The following is a 20,791-nucleotide window of genomic DNA, read 5'->3' as shown; positions in this document are numbered from 1 at the left end:
CATACGGACAAGCTGGACCGCAAGCCATGGGACTGGCTCGCGCAACGCATGCAATACCAAGCGGGCGAATTCGAAGACGATGCCACCTATGCGCAACTCAAACAACAAATCGATCAGGCCCAGCATGGCAATGTGATCTTCTATCTGGCCGTCGGTGCGCAGTTCTTCGAGCCCATCGTCGAGCGGCTCGGCAAGGCATGCTTGCTGGAACAGAACGGAGGCTTTCGCCGTCTGATCGTCGAAAAGCCGTTCGGCAGCGATCTCGCATCGGCGCGTGAATTGAACGCCCACATCCTGCGGTTCGCACAGGAATCCCAGGTGTACCGAATCGACCATTTTCTCGGTAAGGATACCGTGCAGAGCATCCTCGCCGTTCGCTTCGCGAACGCGATGTTCGAGCCGATCTGGCGGCGCGAATACATCGATAGCGTGCAGATTACAGCGGCCGAAACGCTCGGCGTTGAAGGGCGCGGACAATTTTACGAACGCACCGGCGCGCTGCGCGACATGGTGCCGAATCACCTGTTCCAACTGCTCGCCGTAGTCGCACTCGAACCACCCAATTCGTTCGATGCGGAAGCGGTACGCGACAAGAAAGCCGAGTTGTTCGAGGCGATCGAGCCGCTCATGCCCGACGATGTCGTGCTCGGTCAATACGAAGCGGGACCTTCTGGAACAGCGTACCGCGACGAGCCGAACGTGGCGCCCGACAGCGCAACGGAAACCTACGTCGCGGCCCGCCTGCGAATCGACAACTGGCGCTGGGCCGGCGTACCGTTTTATCTGCGCACCGGAAAGCGGCTCGCGACGCGCCGCACCGAAATCGCAGTGCAATTGAAGCGCGTCCCATTCCTGCTGTTTCGCGATACCCCGGTGGAAACACTCACGCCCAACGTGCTGACGCTGCGCATCGACCCCTCGCACGGAACGAGCTTCGATTTCAACGTCAAGGTACCGGGACCGACGATGCTCATTGGCGCGGCGCGCTCGTCATTCGACTATGGCGATTTTTTCCCGCAGCGCCCGAACGTCGGGTATGAAACGTTGCTCTATGACTGCATGCTCGGCGACGCGACGCTCTTCCAGCGCGCGGACAGCATCGAGGCGAGTTGGGCTGCCGTCGATCGCATACTCCATCCGCAGCGCGGTACGGTACCCGTGCACGGCTACGCCGCCGGCAGCGCCGGTCCTGCCGAAGCCGACGCGCTCCTTGCCCCGGACGGCCGCGCGTGGCGGCCGCTGGACGAATAATATTGCGCGGTGCATCGGGAATAAATCGACGTAATGATCCGTTGTTCCCGGAGCACACGGCTGCCCATTGCGGGCTGCCGGATCGCGTTCACTCGAGAAACGGAGGCGGGGATGAAAGGTAACGTTAAGGCGATCCGGCACATGCTCGGAGCCGGTTTGTGCGTGCTGATGTTGCACGGTGTGACGACCTATGCTGCAGAGGCGTTCGAGCTGACCTCGCCCGGCGTGTCCGACGGCGGCACGCTCGCCTCGATTCACGCGGGAAGCCAAAACGATTGCGGTGGCCGCAACGTGTCGCCGGCATTGCAATGGCGCAATGCGCCCACCGGTACCCGCAGCTTCGCAATCACGATTTTCGATCCGGACGGGGCAAAGGGCCTCGGCGTCGTGCACTGGGTGATGTACCGCATTCCCGCTTCGACGACCTCGCTCACAGCGGGCGGCGAACCGCCAACGGGCGCGCTCATGGGACTGAACGTCAGCGGGCAGGCAGCATATCGCGGACCGTGCCCGCCCGCCGGGGAAATTGCACATCACTATGTCGTGCAGATTTACGCGCTCGACCTCGCGCCCGATTCGCTGCCGGCCGGATTGACACGCGATGCGCTGCATGCGGCGATCAAGGATCATGTGCTGGCAAATACGAGCATCGTGATGCGTTTCGGGCGCTAGAGCGATCGGGGACGAGGCTTCGGCATGAGCGAATTGGACCTCCACACGATTTATCGCGATTACATCGATTGCCTGAATAGGCGGGATTGGGCGTCGCTCGGCCAGTTCGTCGGCGACGACGTCAGTCACAACGGTCGACCGATCGGTTTATCGGGCTATCGCGAGATGTTGGAAAAAGACGTGCGCGATATACCGGACCTACGTTTTCAGATCGACCTGCTGGTGGTCGAGCCGCCTTTTGTTGCAAGCCGTCTGCGCTTCGATTGCTCGCCCAGATCCACCTTCCTCGGATTGGACGTCGGGGGCAGACGGGTCGTCTTCGCGGAGAACGTCTTCTACACGTTTCGCGGCGGCAAAATTGCGAACGTATGGTCCGTAATCGATAAGGGTGCGATCGAAGCTCAACTGTGAACCAGACCGCAGGGCCGCTGTGTTCGAGCAGGAACTGGTTTCACCGATGCCCGGCCGCCGGCACGGAAGCGGCGTTCGAACCGCCGGCGCGAGCCGCGCGCAGCAATTTCAATTGCGTCGTGAGCCATGCCTCGCTCGTCTGTGCCGGCGTACCGCCGCACTGAACCAGATATGGCTTTCCGCTGATGCTGCTTTTCGTGGCGGCCAGTTCAATGAACTGTTCCGTGCTGCTCAGCGTAGTGCGCGCTTCGAGGTAGTGCAGCTTGGCGAGCATATGCGCCTTCGCTTTCTCCCCGGAATACCAACTGCCATTGCGATTGAACTTGCAATCCGATGTCTCGAGGCGTCCCAGCAAGGAAGCAATCTCAGCCTGCACGATGGGCGGGCTCTCGCCGGCTCTCACTGTCATCGCCATGCCGAGAGCCAACACCGCCAGCCCAACTCGGATATGCCGCAGCACCACGCGTGCTCCTCGAAATCGGCTGATGATCGCGCGCGCTACGACCGATCGCGGTTACGGGTGCGAGTCGCCGCCGTAATGACACCGATGCCCAGCATAATGACCGCGACGATGATCACCGTGTGTTGCGACACGTGCATCGCGATCAACGCCCAGGAAACGCCGCCAATCAAGATCAGCCATCCGACTAGATATATGAGCAGGGTCATCGAATTCGCTCTCTCGTTTTGCAATGCCCAAGTTTAACGGATCGTACAGCGATGACCGCATCGATGAAACGATTGAAATCTTCGCGCGCCGCCCGTTACTGCCGGTTACACAAGCGACAGCCCGGTATCACCCGGCCTGTCCGCAATAAGTACCATGTAAGCAGGTGAACTACCGTCTGCGAGCCAACTGGCTGCAGGCGAAGCGAAAGGAAAATGAAACGAATTCTGTTGTCTGCTGCGCTCGGGGTTGCAGGTGTGTGCGCATCGGCCGGTGCGTTCGCGCACGCCGATATCGGCGTATTTCTCGGCGTACCGGGGCCGGTGTACGAGGCGCCCCCACCCGTCTATTACGCGCCCCCGCCCCCGGTAGTCTACGAACAGCCCGCGCCCGTCTACTACGGTCCATATTATGGCGATGGCTATCGCCGGGAATGGCACGACAACGGCCGGCACCGGGGCTGGCGTCATCACCACCGCGACGACGACGATTGACCTTCAGACGATGCGGCCTTCACGGCCGCATTTCATTTCGCGGCCCATGTCGCCGCCATCTGCATCGAAACGAATCAAATCGCCTTACGAAACGGCGCACCCGACTGTTCACGCAATTCGTTGAACACGATCTTCGGCCAGGCCTTTTGCGCCACCTCGATCTCGGAGACATGCGAGGCAAGATAAGTCGGCGCGTTCGAAGCATCGAGCGCCATGCGCGCAGCGTACGCATCGGTGAACCGCCGCAACTCGCCCGCATCGTCGCATGTCACCCAACGTGACATCCGATAACGCGCCGGGAAAATGCGCACATCGACCTTGTATTCCGCCGAGAGGCGATGCGAGACCACTTCGAACTGCAGTTGCCCCACCGCCCCGAGAATCGTCGAGCCGCCGTGCGCGGGACGAAACACCTGAATCGCCCCTTCTTCGCCAAGCTGCTTGAGCGCTTCGCCAAGCTGCTTCGCACGCATCGGATCGACCACCTCGATGGTCTGAAAGATCTCAGGCGCAAAGAACGGCAAACCGACGAACTGCAGCTGCTCGCCCTCGGTCAATGTATCTCCGAGGCTCAGCGTGCCATGGTTAGGAATCCCGATGATGTCGCCGGGATAAGCCTCGCTGACCGTCTCGCGCCGCTGAGAAAGGAACGTCACGACGTTATTGGCCCGGAACGTCTTGCCCGAGCGCGTCACCTTCAACGCCATGCCGCGCTCGAAGCGCCCCGAGCACACGCGAATGAAGGCCACCCGATCGCGATGCGCCAGGTCCATATTCGCCTGGACTTTGAAAACGACACCGGTGAATTTCGGCTCGTCCGGCTGCACGGCCCGCTGCACCGCCATACGCATCGAAGGCGGCGGCGCGAGATCCACCAGCGCGTCGAGAATTTCCTTGACGCCGAAATTGTTGATGGCCGAGCCGAACAGCACCGGCGATTGGTCGCCCGCTAAAAACGCCTCGCGATCGAAAGCCGGCGTTGCCGCGCCGATCAGATCGATCTCTTCCTTCGCACGCTTCCAGGCGAAACCAAAGCGCGCTTCGCCCTGCTCCTCGCTGACGGCATGCAGCGTCTCCACCGCACCGCCCGCCGTATCCTGCCCCGCGCGAAACACACGGACCTGATCGCGTTGAATATCGTAGACGCCCTGAAAGTCCTTACCCATGCCGATCGGCCAGGTGAACGGCACCGCGGCCACACCAAGGTGCCGCTCGATTTCATCGAGCAGATCGAGCGGCTCGCGTACCTCGCGATCGAGCTTGTTGATGAACGTGACGATCGGGGTACGGCGCGCGCGGCAGACTTCGAGCAGCTTGAGCGTCTGTGCCTCGACGCCGTTCGCGCCGTCGATCACCATCACCGCGGCATCGACAGCCGTCAGCACCCGATAGGTATCTTCCGAGAAATCCTCGTGGCCCGGTGTATCGAGCAGATTGATGACGGCGTCGCCATACTCGAACTGCATGACCGAACTCGCCACGGAAATGCCGCGCTGCTTTTCGATCTCCATCCAGTCCGAGGTCGCATAACGGCTGCTCTTGCGGCCCTTGACGGTACCCGCGATCTGAATCGCGCCCGAAAACAACAGGAGCTTTTCGGTCAGCGTGGTCTTCCCCGCATCGGGGTGGGAGATAACCGCGAACGTGCGGCGGCGCTTGAGTTCGGCGACAGACATCGTGAATGGGCAAAAAAGGGCCAGCTCGCGAGTTCGAGCGGCGCGGGGGCGATGATACACGTGTCGCGCCGAGCGCGAGCGAACCGGTGCGCGGCGCATGGACGGAAAAGCCCGCCCGGGTATGCCGGGCGGGCGCGCCGATCGATCGGCGGTGGCCGTTGAAGCCAACTAGAAACTCTGGAGTGCTAACTAAATAAAGCGGTCGCTGGCGCGGGCGCGGCACTGCGCGGAGAACCGGCGCGCCGCGATTCGCTTCCATCGATTTTAAAGAACGCCACCGATTCGTTGAGTTGCTGCCCCTGGTGCTCGAGCGATTTCGACGCGGCCGCGGCTTCTTCGACGAGCGCGGCGTTTTGTTGCGTCACCTCGTCCATCTGCGTTATCGCCACATTGACCTGTTCGATGCCGCGGCTCTGTTCGTTCGATGCCGCCGCAATCTCACCCATGATGTCGGTCACGCGCGCAACTGCCTGCGTAACCTCGGCCATCGTTTCGCCGGCCTGGCTGGCGTAGACCGCGCCGTCCTTCACACGCTGCACCGATTCGCCGATGAGATCCTTGATCTCCTTGGCCGCGCTCGACGAGCGTTGCGCAAGCGAACGCACTTCGCTCGCCACCACAGCGAAGCCGCGACCTTGCTCGCCCGCACGTGCCGCTTCCACCGCCGCGTTGAGCGCAAGGATATTGGTCTGGAACGCGATTCCCTCGATGAGGCCGGTGATGTCGGCGATCTTCGTCGAGCTGCTGCTGATCTCGTTCATCGTATTGACCACCTGGCTCACGACGCCGCTGCCTTTTTCCGCGACTTCCGAGGCGTTGGCCGCAAGCGCGCTCGCTTGCTGCGCGTTATCGGCATTCTGGCGCACCGTCGAAGTCAGCTCTTCCATGCTCGCCGCCGTCTCCTGCAACGACGCAGCCTGCTGTTCCGTGCGCGAGGACAGATCCTGGTTGCCGGACGCGATCTGGCTCGAACCGGTGGCAATGCTGTCGGCGGCGGTACGGACCTGCCCGATCAGCTTCACAAGGCTCGCCTGCATTTCCCCCATCGACGCGAGCACGCTGCCCGCGGGCGCGGAGGGCGCGCCCGCGACCGGGCTCAAATCGCCTTCGGCCACGCGGCGGGTGATGCCCGACAGCGCTCCCGGCTCTGCACCGAGCGAACGCGTGAGGCTACGCGTGATCAGGAAAGCCGCGAGCACCGCTGCCGCGAAGGATACGGCACAGATGACGAACATCATGACGCGCTGAGCGAGATACTGCTCGTGTGCCGCGTCCGCCATCCGATGGCCGCGTTCACGCGTATAAGCCGTGTAGGCATTCGTCGCCTTGATCAACTGGGCAAGCAACGGACGGCACTGCGTATTCATCATCTCGACGGCTTCGGGGCGGCGTCCCGCGAGCGCGGCATCGGTAATGGCGCGTGCAACGGGGCCGTACTGCGTCTCGATGCGCACCATTTCGCCGACCAAGGCTTTCGCTTCCGGCGTCGCACTGGCAGAGGTCTCGATCGCTTCCTTGAGCTTGCCGATGCGCTGCGTCACATCGTTGTCCGCTCTTGCGACCTCGGCCTTTTCGATCTCGATGTCTTCGGGCTTCGTGACGAGGACGAGGTTGCGCGCCGCAATCGCGCGCCGATCCACGGCCGTACGCACCTCCGCGGCCAGGGTCGCGCGCGCATTGATTCCATTGACATAGGAAGAAAAGCGTTCGTCGATGGTGCCGAGCGCATTCAACGCAAAACCCGATACCAGCAGCACCATCACGGCAAGCACGCCAAACGCAGTAGTCAATTTGGCGCGCACCGTCATGTTTTTGAAATCCATTTTCCTGCTCCCGATATATCGTCTTTAGCGACACCGGCATCTTCGCGGTTTGCGCGATTGAAGCGAGTCTCAGGTGCTTTATCGGTGGAGCAGCGCAGCAACTTGACCTGCGCGGAGCACGCAAACGTTTGCCGTAGGGTTTTGGCGCATCGGGACCTTCCAGCTTGGAAACGCCCCGAGCGGGAAAGCGCCGAATAATCATATGGTCTGGACAGACGCCGCGTCGAAATGCTGCAGAAGTACGACGAATAAAATGAAATTGACGTTCATTAATGCTATTTTTCTTTTTATCGGCATTCTTCACATTTATTTATGAACGTCCAAGACAGCAAAGGCGAGTCGCCTCTGCTGTTCTCGTCGCTCAAAGCGGTCCTTCCTTCACGGCCTCGCGATACACCTCGGCCACGCGCCGCGCAATCACCGAATTGTCGAAGTTGGCCATGGCGAAGTCACGGCAACGCCGCGCATCGGGCAACTTCAGCTTGCCGGAGAGCGCGTCGGTCAGACCCTCCGCGATGGCTTCGGGTCCCGTCGAACGCAAGATGAGATCGCGCGACAAGCCAGCCACGACTTCCGGCAGTCCACCAACGGGCGTAACGAGCACGGGCGTGCCCGCGGCAAGCGATTCGACCGTGATGAGGCCGAAGCCCTCGAGCGCGACGGTGGGCACGACGCTGATCGTCGCTGCCCGATAGAGCTCGGCTAAACGGTCGTCAGGCACGAAGCCCAGCAGCTTGACGTCGTTGCCCAGGCCGTGTTCGTCGATCCGGGCTTGCAGCTCGCCCGAGAGCCGGCCCTTGCCGGCGATCAGCAGCATGGCGTCGGGCCCGCGCTGCGCCTTGATGCGCGCCATCGCATCGATGAGGTCTTCCAGGCCCATGCGGCGCACGAGTCGGCGCACCGCCACGACGATCGGCCGATCCTGGGGCAATTGCAATCGGGACCGCGCCCGCGAGCGCGAGATATCGATGTCGAAACGGGCCACATCGACACAGCCGGGCACCACACGCACGCGCTCGGGCGCCACGCCGTAGCGCGAGGTCAGAATCTGTCCGAATGCCTCGGACAGCACGATGAAGCGCGTCGAACGCGCATAGACGCTGCGCTCGAGCCAATGCTTCGCGCGCTGCCCCAGTGTGGCGGCACCTTCCACGCCGCTTTCGTCAGCCCACGGCCCCTGGAAATGCGAAACCCGCGCGATGTCGCGCGCCACATCGAGCCCAGGCCACGTATAAAGCGCGAAATGCGACGAGATGACATCGGGCCGCTCGACGCTGATCGCCTGTGCGAACGCCTTGCGCGCGGCCATCAGGCGCAACGGCAACGCGAGCGCGGCCGAGCCGAAACCGCGAATCGCGCCGTCGGTATCGTGCTCGACGCGCGGGGAGCCGGCCACCATTCCGCGCACCGAAACGCCCGCGCCCGGCAAGGCGTTCACGAGCGAGTAATACATCCGATCCAGCCCCCCTTCCCGCTCGGGAAACCAGTGCATGCCGATCTGCAACGACTTGATGGCACTTTGACTCATTTCGAATCGCCCCCTTCGCTCGGCACCCAACGCGCACCCGGATGCGCATCGTCGATACCGCGCCCGGCACCGTTGCCGGCCTCGCTAGCTTTCGCCCGCAATACGCGGCGATAAATATCCATATAACGCGCCCCCATGCGCGACCATCCGAAGTCCCGCGCCACGCGACCCGCCGCCACGCCCATCGAACAGGCCAGACGCACATCGCCCGCGAGCCGGGCCACCGCTCGAGCGAGCGCCGCGCTGTCGTCCGGATCGTCGAGCACGATGCCGCACTCGGCCGTGATGATCTCGGCACCGCCCGCCGTGCGTGCGGTCACCACGGGCAAGCTGGCCGCCATCGCTTCGAGCAACGACAGGCTCATCGCCTCATAGCGCGACGGAAACACGTACGCATCGACGCAGCGCATGAGGCCGGGCACGTCCTCGACGAAATCGAGAAAGTGCACACGGTCGGCCACGCCGAGCGCGCGCGCTTCATCCGGATACGGACTGCCCTTCACGCGCCCCGCAACGACCACCTGAACGCGCTCGGGCAACTGCTCGAGCGCGCTCAGCACGGTGCCCAGGTTCTTGCGCGGCGTACGCAAATCGCCGGCGAACAGCAACAAAAACGCATCGTCCGGCAAACCGAAGCGTTGCCGTGAGCCCGAGGCATGCTCGAACGTTTCGTTGTCCACACCGTTATGGACGACCTCGATCTTCTCGTCGGCCACGCCCGCATTGCGCAGTTCGTCGGCAACTTTTTCGGAAACGGCGGCGACCACGCTCGAACGCCGGTACGCCCGCCGCTCGAGGTGCGCGTTCAAGCGGGTATAGATGGCTTGATAGGCCGAGCGCGGACCGCCCACGAGCCGAAACGGATAATAAGGACTCTTCAACCAACCGCTGTGCACGAAATGCGACGTGTTGACGTCCGCTTGCGCCCAGGTGATGAAGCCGTTCACATGCAGCACGTCGTATTCGTCGCGATGCGCATCGAGCCACTTGGCGCTTTTCAGCGCGAAGAGCTGGTGCCGCAGCAAGGCACCGGGCCAGATGCGGCCGATCTCGATCGGTATCCACCGCACGCGCGGATGTTCGAGCAGCGAAGGCGCCACGTGAGAGGCGACGAGGGTCACGGCGCATCCTTCGGCCAGCGCCGCGCGCGCCACTTCGTAATTGACGCGTCCCTGGCCGTCGTTGTGACGGACGGAATGCGTGACGATTGCTAATCTCATGGCGTCAATGCCTCGCTGACGAAGGAGGGGGCAAACCGCATCCTCGCATGCTGACGCTGCATCTTTCGCCAGTGGGCAGCCGCGATCAGCGAGGCCATGCTCGTATAGAGCAGCAAACCGCCGGTACTGACGAGAGAATTGGTGAACACGAGCATCGCGAACATCGAGCATGCAAGCGCAAGACAGGCGGCACCGAACTTGTCGTCCTTGAGCGCGAACGACGCCCGCACGGTACGCGCCAGCAACCAGCCGATGCCGGACAAGTAGAGCAGCGTGCCGGGCCAGCCGAGCACGAATGGAATGTTCATGACGCCGCTATCGAAATTGCCGTATTTGCCGAGTTGATTGTCGGACTGCGTGAGCTTCGTCGAAGTACCGGTCGCGCCAAGCCCCATCCCGGCGATATTCGTGAATGCCGTCTCGGCGAAAGTCGCATAGAACTGGTTACGCTCGGCATAGCTGTGGTCGTCGTGCAGATTCGTGATCGTCTCCAGCCGCGCCTGCAAGCGGTCGGCAACCGGACCGATCGCCAGCAGCGGCATGGACAGACCCGCCAGCACGGCCAATCCGAGGATCGTGCGAACGCGCGTCCGGTTGCTCGACTTGGCGAGCTGGATGATGAGTGCGATCACCCAGCCTCCCCACGTCGAACGCACGAGACACAAGCCGAAGGATGCGAAGCCCGCCGCGGCGGCAGCCCAGCGCAAGCGCTGCGTCGCCGCCGGTACGAGCACGAGCGCGCCCATCATCGCGAACGCGAAAGGCCCCGACGAGTTCATCGTGCTGAACACGCGCACGCCGTAGCGGACGGGATCGCCCTCCGAGTTCATCTGCGAGCCGATCATCCACATCGCATCCCACGGCGGCATCAGAAAGAACTGAACGATGCCGTAGACGCCCATGACGAGCATGCCCCAAACGAACGTCGAGACGATGACTTGCCGGTACTGCGGAAAATCGCGGGCGTTGGCGATGATGTGCATGCCGATCAGCACCGGATACATCCAGTTCGCAAGGTCGTAAGTCGCCGCGAAAAACCCGACCGATGTCATACCGACGATGTACGCATAGCCGATGCCGAGCAAGATCAGCAGCATCGGCAAACCGCGCCAGCTTCCGAGCAGACGATAGCGCCGGATCAAGACGAAACCGGAGATCATCGTCACCGCGACGGGCGCAACCTGCACGATGCTCGTGGGGGTAAATGCGCCCTTGAAGTAATCGGCAAGCCGCCGCACCTCGGGGCTCAGAAACCACATCCACCAGACGAAGCCGACGTAGCGCGCCGGACTCTTGAAATACAGCCAGAGGCCGACCGCGGTCGAGAGCGCCGGAAAGGCAAGCGTGAGCAACGCGCCCTGGTGCGCCGCGCACAGCGCGAGCGTAGCCAGCACGAGCAGCGCCTGCGGCAGCCAGTGCTTGGCGTCCGTATTGACAAAGCGCCCCGATACGCCCGGCCGGGCAGTGGCCGCGGCAAACGTCACGGCGTCACCTTGCGCGCTTCGTGCGCGCCGAGGCGTGCCGCGCGCCAACGCTCGCGCACGGTCGCGCCGTTCTTCGAAACGAGTGCGAGCAACGGATGCACGAGACCCGGGTAGACGCGCGTGCCGACGAGCGTCCACCACCACCAGGCGAGCATGCGCTGCATCGGCGGCAAATACTCGCGCAATGTCAGATGCAGGTTGTACGCGGCGTTGCAAATCGAGATCGCCGATTGCGTATGGCGCTGATCCTCGCCGATGCGCGGCGCGGGGAAATGATCGACGGCGACTTGCGGGTCGTACATCACCTTCCATCCCGCCCGCTTCACGCGCATGCTGAACGCCATGTCGTTGTGCACCTGCGCGCCCGAGCCGCGCAAGCGCTCGTCGAAGCGAATGTCGTGAATCGCCGCGCGCCGGTAGCTCATATTGACGCCCTTGAGCAGATCGACTTCGCGCGCGCCGCCTACGCCGAGATGATGATTGCCGATGATTTTGCCGGTCAGCAAAATCCGGCCGACATCCTCGCGCCTGCCGTCGAGCAGGCGGCCGCGCTCGTGCACCCAGTCGCGCCCGCCGAGCGCCCCAAGCTTGGGCTCGGCGGCGAATGCGGCCTCGATGCGCTGCAACCAGTCCCGGTGCGGCGCGGCGTCGTCGTCGGTGATTGCGATGACGTCGCCCGCCGACTTCTCGAGACCGAGATTCAGCGCCGCGACGAGTCCCTTGGCTTCGACGATCACGCATTCGAGCGGGAGCGCGCCGGTCACCCCCGGCTCCGCCAGAACGGTATGCGTGACATAGTCGTCGGGTCTCACGACGACGACGACCTGATCGGCCGGCCGCACCTGTTGCTGCAGCGCCTTGAGACACCGCGCGAGATCGTCGGGCCGGCGATAAGAGGGAACGAGCACAGTCAGCTTCATGCGTTCAGATACTCCTGGACCGCCGCATAGCCCGCGCGCGAGAAGCTGCGCGAGCGAGGCGACACTGCGTTGAAGATACCGCCCTGAACCTGCACGCCGGCCGTCGCGAGCCGCTTGAGCGACGCCGCGATATCGGACTCGGCATGCACGCCCGAGCGCAATACGACAAAAGAGGCGCCGGCATGCGCGGCGATGATCGACGCATCGGTCACGGCCAGCAGCGGCGGGGTATCGATCAGCACGACGTCATAGCGTTTGCCCAATGCGTCGAGGTAGCTGTGCAGGTTCGACGACATCAGCAGCTCGGACGGATTGGTCGGCCGCGTGCCGCTCGGGATGAAATCGAGCCCGGGCACGGGCGTCTTGCGCACCGCCTCTTCGACCGAAATCTGACCGGACAGCATTTCGGACAGGCCTGCCTGCAGACCGCCCCCGAAGTACTCGTGCAGCGTGCCGCGCCGCATGTCGGCATCGATGGCGAGCACTCGCTTGCCCGAATCCGCGAACAGCACGGCAAGATTGGCCGTCATGAACGTCTTGCCGATCCCGGGCGACGGCCCGGTGAGCAACAGCACGTTGTTCTTCGACTCGACGAGCGTGAACTGCATCGAGGTGCGCAGGCTGCGCAGACTTTCGATACAACTGTCGTTCGGTCTCGCGAGCGCGAGGATCGGCCGAGCACCCTTGCGATGACGCATATACGCGGCATCGAGCCGTTCGGCCTCGGTGCTCGACGGCACGAGCCCATACAACGGCAGACCGCAGGCGCGCTCCACGCGTTCGGGATCGTCGATCCCCTTGAGCAGATTGCGGCGCATGAAGACGACACCGGTACCGGCAATGAGGCCCAGCATCGTCGCGGCGGAAAGGATCAGCGCCTTCTTCGGCTTCGTGGGATCGCCCGGACGCAATGCGGCATCGATCAGATGGACGTTGCCGCCGGTACCGACTTTTTGAACTTGCAACTCCTGTACACGGTTGAGCAGCATCTCGTAGATGTCCTCCGCCACCTTCGCATTACGCTTCAACGTGACGCCCTTCACTTCCTTGGCAGGCAGATTGCGGAACCGCGAGGAGAAACTGTCGCGATCGGCCTTGAGCCGCTCGAGCTGCTGCTGCGCCGTGATGATGGCGGGATGGCTCGGGCCGTAGCGCTGATGGAGTTGATCCAGCTGCAATTGGAGCGCGGAAATCTGCTGCTCGTACTGGAGGCTGCCTTCGAGATAGCTCTTCGCCTCGTCACTCGGGTTGATCGAGCCCGATTGCGCTTGATAGGCGCTCAGTGCGGCCTCGGAACTTTCGAGATCCGCTTTCAGGCGCGGCGCTTCGCTTTCCAGAAAGTCCAGCATCTTCACCGCGTCGGCTTGCCGCGCGCTCGTGTATTCGTGCAGATACGACTGCGCCACGGCGTTGGCGAGCTGTGCCGCGCGCTCCGGGTTCTGGTTCTGCGTCGAGATCTGGATCACGCCGGTCTGCTTGCCCTGCTCCTGCACGTCGAGCGCCAGCTGAAAGCCGCTGATCGCATCGAGGTCGTTCGAGCGTACGACGGTAAAGCGCGTGCCGGGCAGCGCCACGAGCTGCTTGACGAGCATCGTCACACCGCCGCCCGAGGCCATGCGGCCCACTTCGCCATCGAGCAGCAGATTGCCCTGCTCGTCGCGCAGCGTGTAGTGATCGCCGCCCGTCACCGTCATCGTCAGTTTTTTGCCCTCGAGCGCGGGCGTGACTTGAAGCGAATCCACGTCCGCGATCTCGCCGCCCCAGGCATAGGAAGACAGGCCGAACCAGGGCTTGCCCGGCTCCCCGGGCGAAGCGAGACGCTCGGCAATTGCGCCGAGCACGGGAAACGTCTTCGGGGTCACCGAATAGTTGAGCTTGAACTGCTCGACCACCGGCGCGACCACGCCACGGCTTTTGATGATTTCGATCTCGGCGTCGGTCGGCAGCGATGTCGATGCGCCGCCGCCCGCGGCCCCGCCGTTCGAGCTCTGCGTGAGCCCCTGCGTGACGCTGCTCGGTGCCTCGACACGCACGTGCGCATCGGCCGAATAGATCGGTTTGGCGAGAAAACAGTAAAGCGCCGCCAAGCCGATGATGGTTGCGGCAACGCCGATCAGCCAGCCGATATCGTCGAGCACGACATGCAGCAGCTGCCCGAGCACAACATCGTCCTCGTCGGATTGAAAAGCCGTCGGTAGGGGCGGTGCGATCGATTGGGCCAGAATGCTTGAGCTCGTCTTCATAGCGTCACTTCGTCAGCTGCTTCGTGAAAAAGATCGTCTGGAGTGTCGGCAGGATTTGCTGCATCACGCGGTTGAACTGCACCGCGGCGGACGTGCCGACGTAGACGACATCGAAGGGTTGCAACGGGAACTGCGTCGACAGCAACAACGCATCGGGCTGCGTCATATCGAGCCGATAGATCTCGGGTGAGTTCGGATGCGCGCGCATGCCGCGGATCACATAGATCTGGCGCGGATTCGCGTCGGTATCGAGAATGCCGCCCGCCGTCGTCAGCGAATCGGCCACCGTCAGCGAGCCGCGGATCAACTGCACCGCGGTGGGCTGCTTCACTTCGCCCATCACGAAGACCCGGCTGTCGGTGCGATCGGGAATGTTGACGATATCGCCGTCCTGCAGCATGACGTTTTGCGAAATCTCGCCGCGGTCCAGCAGGCCGTTGGCATCGAGCGAGTATGACTTCCCGCCGCGCGTCAGGCGCACGCGCTGCAAGTCGGCGTTATCGGTCGCGCCGCCCGAGCGCGTGATCGCGTCGACGAGCGTGAGCGGCACGTCGGTAATGGCCAGCGGCCCCGGCGAATGCACGTCGCCCGTGACCTGCACGCGCTGCGAGCGGTAGGCAAGCACGCGCAGATCGAGCTGCGGATTATGGATATACGGCGCGAGCGCGGCGGAAAGGCGATCGCGCACTTGCTGTGGCGTTTGCCCGGCCACGTGAATGCGACCCACGAACGGGAAGAAGATCGAACCATCCGAGGCGACGGTCTGGCCGTAAGGGTCGGCCTGTCCTGGCAGCGCTGTCGTGTAAGGCTGAGCGAGTGCGCCCGCAACCGTCTGCGTCGTGTTGCCGCCCGCGGAGAACGAGGTGCCTTGCGGCGTCGTCAGCTCGGGGTGATCCCAGACCGTAATGCCGAGAATGTCCTGCGGCCCGATGTGATAGCTGTACTGCTTGAGGCTCGGGAAGTGCGATTGGGGCAGCGGCCGCGGCGTGGCCTGCTGCGCCGCGACGAGCTCGGCAATCGTCTGCGCCGTGACACGGTGGACTTCGTATGTCGGTGCAGCGCCGGTGGGCTCCTCTTCGTGCAGGTGCGAGGTGTCGAGCGCGTTGCCCGGCGCGACGGCGCAGCCGGCGACGAGCGACGCGACAAGTGCAATGGCGGTCAGGGAAAGAAGGCTACGATTCATAGATGCGCGGGCTCAAGCTCAAGCGGAATAGGCGGCGACCGAGCCGCCGGGTCGTTTCGAACGCGCCGCTGCCGCTGTGGCATCGGGGCGTCCGATGGAGTGGTATTCGATGCCTGCTTCGGCCAGGGCGAGCGGGTCGTACAGGTTGCGCCCGTCGAAGACGACGGCTTGCTTGAGCAGACGCTTGAATGCATCGAAGTCCGGGCTCTTGAATGCCTTCCACTCCGTCAGGACGACCAGCGCATCGGAGCCGCTTACCGCGGCCATCTGGTCGTCGACGAGCGACAGGCGGCCAAGCGCCCCGGCGTCGTCGCGCAGATCGGACGCGAACGCGCGCTTCGCTTCGGTCATCGCGACCGGATCGTAAGCCACGATGCGCGCACCGCGCGCGAGCAACGCCGCGATCAACACGCGGCTCGGCGCTTCGCGCATGTCGTCGGTCTCCGGCTTGAACGCGAGCCCCCACACACCGAATGTGTGACCGGTCAGGTCTTCCCCGAAACGAGCCACGATCTTGCGCGCGAGCACCTGCTTTTGCGCGGCATTGACGGCCGATACGGCTTGCAGGATCTGCAGCGACTGCCCGCTTTCGTGCGCCGTGCGAACGAGCGCGTGCACATCTTTCGGAAAACAGGAGCCGCCGTAGCCGCAGCCGGCATACAGGAAGTGATAGCCGATGCGCGGATCGGAACCGATGCCGCGGCGCACGGCATCGATGTCGGCGCCGACGCGCTCGGCGAGGTTGGCCAGCTCGTTCATGAACGAAATGCGCGTGGCCAGCATCGCATTGGCGGCGTACTTCGTGAACTCGGCGGAGCGCACGTCCATGCTGAGCGTGCGCTCGTGATTGCGGTTGAAAGGCGCATACAGGCGCTTCATCAACTCGCGCGCGCGTTCGCCGGGCATATCGTCATCGCAGCCGATGACGATGCGATCCGGCCGCGTGAAGTCCTCGATGGCCGCCCCTTCCTTGAGAAACTCGGGATTGGAGACCACCGAAAACAGCACGTCCTCGTTGCGCAGCTTCAGTTGCTCGGCGATCGTCTCGCGCACGCGCTCGGCCGTGCCCACGGGCACCGTCGATTTGTCGACGACGACGGTGAACCCCTTCATGTATCGGCCGATGTCGCGAGCGGCTGCGAGCACGTATTGCAGATCGGCCGAGCCGTCTTCGTCGCTCGGCGTGCCGACGGCGATGAAGATCGCGTCGCCGTGCTCGATCGCGGGACGCACCTCGGTCGTAAACGACAGCCTGCCCGCCGCGCGATTGCGCGCGACGATCTCGCGCAGGCCCGGCTCGTGAATCGGCATGCCGCCCGATTCGAGGACGTCGATACGGTTCTTGTCGACGTCGAAGCAGCAGACGTCGTTACCGATGTCGGCAAGACATGCGCCTGTCACAAGACCGACGTATCCGCAGCCGATGATGGTCACGTTCATGTTTCGATGGCCTCAAGAAAAAACGAAGAAAACGTTGGACGCCACGCCGCAACTCGGCATGGCCCGATTCGGATCAATATGCGTTGCTGCCGGCAAAACCCTTCCATAGCGTGAGCACCACGATCTTGATGTCGAACCAGAACGTCCAGTTCTGGATGTAGTACAGATCTAGCTTGACGCGCCCGCTCATCTTTTCGATGCGGTCGGTCTCGCCGCGAAAACCGTGAATCTGCGCCCAGCCCGTGATGCCGGGCTTGATGCGATACCGGAACATGTAACCGTTGACGAGATCCTTGTAGAGATCGTCGTGCTCGAGTGCATGAGGACGCGGACCGACCACGGACATCTCGCCCTTGAGCACGTTGATGAACTGGGGCAGCTCATCGAGGCTCGTACGCCGCAAGAAGCGCCCGACGCGCGTGATGCGCGGATCGTGCCGCGTCGCCTGCGTCACCTTGCCTTGCACCTCCTTGTGCACCTTCATCGTCCGGAACTTGTAGATCTCGAACGTATCGCCGTCGGCGCCTAAACGCCGCTGCCGAAAGAAGACCGGCCCCGGCGAGGACAGTTTCACGAACATCGCGATCACGAGCATGAGCGGCGCGAGAACGATCAGCGCAGCCAGCGCGAACATCCGGTCGAAGACGAGCTTCGGCCACGCACGCACATCGCCGAGCGGCGAGGCCGCCAGGTTGATGGCCGGCACGCCGAGCAAATCGACGACCTCCTGGTTCAGCAACGTGAGGCTGCTCACGTCGGGAATGAACCGGATGTTCACGAACTCGTGCTTCAACGCCGTGACGATTCGATGGATGGTCGGCTCCCGCGACATCGGCAACGCCAGCCAAAGCTCACGCACCTCTTTGCGCTTCACGAGCTCGATGAGCTCGTCGAAGTCGTACTTGAGCGGCACGCCGGCCATGGTGCGCCCGGCTTGCGCGCGATGCAGCTCATCGGGCTCGTCGTCGAAAACGCAAACGGGTGCGAAACCCGCCTCGGGCCGGGCCTTCATACGCTCGATGAGAAACGTCGCGTAAGGCCCCTTGCCGACGATCGCAACGGACTTCAGGTTGAACCCCTGCCGGCGCAGACGCTTCAGCGTCGTATAAACCAGCGCTTTCATCGCCAACAGCAAAGCGACCGTCGTGCATGCCCAAAAGGCAAGCCACGAACGCGACAGCGCGTCCACACGATGCACGCTGAAGCTCATCAGCACGCCGGTCGCTTCGACGATCAGCCACGCGAGCGCCGTTCGCCACAACAGATCGCTGAGCGGCTTGCCGCGCCACGAACGATAAATTCCGAGCGCCGGGAACAAGACGACGACGAGCATGTCGTCGAACGCCATGGCGATGCTCTGCGTGTCGCTGAGCCACACCGGGTGCCCTGCATGCAGCGCGGCGGCGGCGAACGCGCCCAGGCTCGCCAACGCCACATCGATCATCCGGGAGAGAAGGCCCAGCATCGCAACACCTCGATTTCAGCCGTGTATTCATGGGCATCCATCAAGCGCTATCAAAAAGAACTGGGCAAGCAGACGAATATTCAAAAATATTTCAGAGGGGTTTTCCGGATTATTTTTTGATTTTTTTATTGATCGCACTGCGGCAGTCGTCATATTTCGATGGCCAACCGCCCTGCGACGCCGTCAGAACGTGCGCCTCCCTCCCTTTTTATCACCGGCTACCGCTCGTTTTCCGCCGACCCGCCGGCCCACGCCCGCGTTTTATTGTCGATTTCTTGCTGCCACACTTGACTCATCGAATTCACCTCAAGTGGAGGCTCAAATGACCACGCCGATCGCCACCGTCGATGCAGATACAGCGGCCGCCCCGGTGATACGAGCTGTGCCGCCATCGCCGATGGCGCATACGCGGTTCAAGATTCAACCCGTCATTCTGGCCGGGGGCTCGGGCACCCGTTTGTGGCCCATGTCGCGCGAGCAATATCCCAAGCAATTGATCGAGCTGCTTGGAGACGAATCGCTGCTGCAATCGACGGCGCACCGCCTCGACGGCCTCGAATCGGACTTCGCCCTTTCCGATCGGATCATGGTCGTGTGCGGTGACGATCATCGCTTCACCACCGCCGATCAACTAAGCGCGCGCGGCGTCAATGCGCGTATCGTGCTCGAACCGCTCGGCCGCGACACCGCACCCGCACTGACCATCGCGGCACTCGATGCCCTCGCGCAAGCCGACGAAAATGCCGATGCGTTGATCGTCGCCATGCCGGCCGACCATGCCATTGCCGATCCCGAGAGCTTTCGCCGTGCCATCGCAAGCGCCGTGCGCTATGCGGCCAGGGGCATGGTTGCGACGCTCGGCATCGTGCCGACTGCCGCGGAGACCGGCTACGGCTACCTGCGACTCGGCGAGCCGATCGAAGACGACGCCGAGGCAAATACGCAAGGCCTTGCCGCGCGCACGCTCGCCCGCTTCGTCGAGAAGCCCGATCTCGAGCTCGCCGAACGGTACGTCGCCTCGGGCGAGTATTGGTGGAACAGCGGGATCTTCGTCGTGCGCGCCTCCACCTGGCTGCACGCACTGGCCCGGTTCGAGCCTGCCATCTACGAAGCGTGCGCGCATGCGCATGCGCGCGGCCGCCTGGACGGGGAGTTCTTCCGCCTCGATCGCGACGCGTTCGCCGCGTCGCCTTCCAATTCCATCGACTATGCCGTCATGGAGCGCCTCGCCGCCGACGCGACGTTGCCGCGCGGCGTAGCCGTGCCGCTTGCAGCCGGATGGTCGGACGTCGGCTCCTGGAGCGCACTCTGGCAGATCCTGCCCAAGGACGACAGCGGCAACGTGAGCCGCGGCCGCGTCCTTTTCGAAGACTCGCAAGAAACGCTCGCTCACTCCGAAGGCAGACTCGTCGCGTGCGTCGGCACGCGCGACCTCATCGTCGTCGAGACCGCGGATGCGGTGCTCGTCGCGGACAAATCGCATGTGCAGGACGTCAAAAAAGTCGTTTCGCGGCTTCGCGCCGAAAGCGGCACAGAAGCGTCCGTCCACCGCAAAGTGCATCGCCCCTGGGGTTACTACGATTCCATCGATGCGGGCGAACGCTTCCAGGTCAAGCGCATCGTCGTGAAGCCCGGCGCGCAACTGTCGCTGCAGATGCATCACCATCGCGCCGAGCACTGGATCGTCGTACGCGGGACCGCCCGCGTCACGCGCGACGGCGAATCGTTCCTGCTTTCGGAGAACGAATCGACGTATATCCCGCTCGGCACGACGCACCGCCTCGAAAATCCCGGGAAGGTACCGCTCGAGATCATCGAAGTACAATCGGGCGCTTACCTCGGCGAAGACGACATCGTCCGTTTCGACGATACGTACGGACGCCAATAACGTCACCCGCGGCGGGCGGCAAACCCGCACAAAAAGGCGGGCCAGCGATGGCCCGCTTTCCTTTTGACGGCCTCCTGACGGCTCCCACCGCGCTGCCTTCAGCCCGGCGCGTCCCGGGCTGCATTCGCTCGCACTTATCCCCGATAGTTGACGACAGGCGTCAGCAGGTCCAAATGCCCTTCAGGGTAAGGCAGCCAGTCGAGCGCGCGGCGCCCGACGGCCGAGTCGAGCCTGCGTGCAATGGATGGAGCGATGGCCGACAGCGGCGCGGGCAGAGGTCTTGCGGCGGCGTCCTTGGCTTCGCCACGCTGATCGGGATCGCCGCACGGTGAGGGATCGAGTGCATCCTCGCTCGATGCGGCCGCCTCGGCAGCGCTGGCCGCCACGGAGGCGCTCGATTGGCGATCGATCCAGTCGCGCGCCCAT

The 20,791-nt window shown here is 63.3% G+C and carries 17 protein-coding genes and 1 pseudogene; 5 read left to right on the top strand and 13 right to left on the bottom strand.

What is annotated here, in order from left to right:
- From zwf to VGL01_RS13985, 3 genes are all read left to right on the top strand, one after another.
- On the top strand, nt 1-1,251 hold a 1,251-nt coding region (zwf, locus tag VGL01_RS13995; protein WP_331570258.1), incomplete at its 5' end, for a glucose-6-phosphate dehydrogenase.
- A gap of 141 nt (nt 1,252-1,392) precedes the next feature.
- Nucleotides 1,393-1,923, top strand: coding sequence for a YbhB/YbcL family Raf kinase inhibitor-like protein (locus tag VGL01_RS13990; RefSeq protein ID WP_414720254.1), 531 nt, complete (start codon nt 1,393-1,395; stop codon nt 1,921-1,923).
- Between the two features lie 24 nt (nt 1,924-1,947).
- A complete protein-coding gene (locus VGL01_RS13985; RefSeq protein ID WP_331570254.1) occupies nt 1,948-2,334 on the top strand; it encodes an ester cyclase in 387 nt (128 codons plus the stop codon).
- A 40-nt stretch (nt 2,335-2,374) separates the two neighbouring features.
- On the opposite strand, the gene VGL01_RS13980 is transcribed toward VGL01_RS13985, so the two are convergent.
- Together VGL01_RS13980 and VGL01_RS13975 are read right to left on the bottom strand one after the other, a co-directional pair.
- Nucleotides 2,375-2,743: a DUF5329 domain-containing protein gene (locus tag VGL01_RS13980; RefSeq protein ID WP_331570252.1), complete on the bottom strand. Its 369-nt coding sequence runs from the start codon at nt 2,741-2,743 to the stop codon at nt 2,375-2,377.
- 89 nt (nt 2,744-2,832) lie between these two features.
- Nucleotides 2,833-3,003, bottom strand: a complete 171-nt coding sequence (locus VGL01_RS13975; protein WP_331570251.1) for a hypothetical protein — start codon at nt 3,001-3,003, stop codon at nt 2,833-2,835.
- 213 nt (nt 3,004-3,216) lie between these two features.
- Here VGL01_RS13975 and VGL01_RS13970 point away from each other — a divergent pair, with 213 nt between their 5' ends.
- The gene (locus VGL01_RS13970; protein ID WP_331570250.1) at nt 3,217-3,495 is read left to right on the top strand and encodes a hypothetical protein; all 279 of its coding nucleotides are present in this window, start codon (nt 3,217-3,219) and stop codon (nt 3,493-3,495) included.
- A gap of 74 nt (nt 3,496-3,569) precedes the next feature.
- Here VGL01_RS13970 and VGL01_RS13965 read toward each other — a convergent pair whose 3' ends face one another.
- The 10 genes and pseudogenes from VGL01_RS13965 to VGL01_RS13920 all read right to left on the bottom strand — a co-directional run bounded on the left by VGL01_RS13965 (nt 3,570) and on the right by VGL01_RS13920 (nt 18,477).
- A complete protein-coding gene (locus VGL01_RS13965) occupies nt 3,570-5,171 on the bottom strand; it encodes a peptide chain release factor 3 (protein WP_331570248.1) in 1,602 nt (533 codons plus the stop codon).
- Nucleotides 5,172-5,368: 197 nt separating this feature from the next.
- Nucleotides 5,369-6,994: pseudogene (locus VGL01_RS13960) on the bottom strand (methyl-accepting chemotaxis protein); the annotation flags it as partial.
- Nucleotides 6,995-7,355: 361 nt separating this feature from the next.
- Nucleotides 7,356-8,522, bottom strand: coding sequence for a glycosyltransferase family 4 protein (locus VGL01_RS13955; RefSeq protein ID WP_331570246.1), 1,167 nt, complete (start codon nt 8,520-8,522; stop codon nt 7,356-7,358).
- Nucleotides 8,519-9,742: a glycosyltransferase family 4 protein gene (locus tag VGL01_RS13950; RefSeq protein ID WP_331570244.1), complete on the bottom strand. Its 1,224-nt coding sequence runs from the start codon at nt 9,740-9,742 to the stop codon at nt 8,519-8,521. Before VGL01_RS13950 ends, VGL01_RS13955 begins: the two co-directional genes overlap by 4 nt.
- Nucleotides 9,739-11,226 carry a glucose-6-phosphate isomerase gene (locus VGL01_RS13945; RefSeq protein ID WP_331570242.1) on the bottom strand — a complete coding sequence of 496 codons (1,488 nt, stop codon included), beginning with the start codon at nt 11,224-11,226 and terminating at the stop codon, nt 9,739-9,741. Before VGL01_RS13945 ends, VGL01_RS13950 begins: the two co-directional genes overlap by 4 nt.
- A complete protein-coding gene (locus VGL01_RS13940; protein WP_331570240.1) occupies nt 11,223-12,146 on the bottom strand; it encodes a glycosyltransferase family 2 protein in 924 nt (307 codons plus the stop codon). Before VGL01_RS13940 ends, VGL01_RS13945 begins: the two co-directional genes overlap by 4 nt.
- A complete protein-coding gene (locus VGL01_RS13935) occupies nt 12,143-14,389 on the bottom strand; it encodes a polysaccharide biosynthesis tyrosine autokinase (RefSeq protein WP_331570238.1) in 2,247 nt (748 codons plus the stop codon). Before VGL01_RS13935 ends, VGL01_RS13940 begins: the two co-directional genes overlap by 4 nt.
- Before the next feature lie 4 nt (nt 14,390-14,393).
- Nucleotides 14,394-15,572 (bottom strand): polysaccharide biosynthesis/export family protein, encoded by a 1,179-nt coding sequence (locus VGL01_RS13930; RefSeq protein ID WP_331570236.1) that lies wholly within the window; start codon nt 15,570-15,572, stop codon nt 14,394-14,396.
- Nucleotides 15,573-15,590: 18 nt separating this feature from the next.
- Entirely contained in the window at nt 15,591-17,012 is a 1,422-nt protein-coding gene (locus tag VGL01_RS13925) for a UDP-glucose/GDP-mannose dehydrogenase family protein (RefSeq protein ID WP_331570234.1), read from the bottom strand.
- Between the two features lie 73 nt (nt 17,013-17,085).
- On the bottom strand, nt 17,086-18,477 hold the full coding sequence (locus VGL01_RS13920) for an undecaprenyl-phosphate glucose phosphotransferase (protein ID WP_331570232.1): 1,392 nt from the start codon (nt 18,475-18,477) through the stop codon (nt 17,086-17,088).
- Nucleotides 18,478-18,799: 322 nt separating this feature from the next.
- Between VGL01_RS13920 and VGL01_RS13915 the strand changes: the two genes are divergently transcribed.
- Nucleotides 18,800-20,365, top strand: a complete 1,566-nt coding sequence (locus VGL01_RS13915) for a mannose-1-phosphate guanylyltransferase/mannose-6-phosphate isomerase (protein WP_414720253.1) — start codon at nt 18,800-18,802, stop codon at nt 20,363-20,365.
- A gap of 134 nt (nt 20,366-20,499) precedes the next feature.
- Here VGL01_RS13915 and VGL01_RS13910 read toward each other — a convergent pair.
- The coding region (locus tag VGL01_RS13910) for a hypothetical protein (protein WP_331570230.1) at nt 20,500-20,791 on the bottom strand (292 nt) is incomplete at its 5' end.

This window comes from Trinickia sp. (assembly GCF_036503415.1).
Lineage (GTDB): Bacteria > Pseudomonadota > Gammaproteobacteria > Burkholderiales > Burkholderiaceae > Trinickia.
The sequence above is the reverse complement of the archived record's forward strand: the minus strand, read 5'-3'. Positions and strand labels throughout refer to the sequence as shown.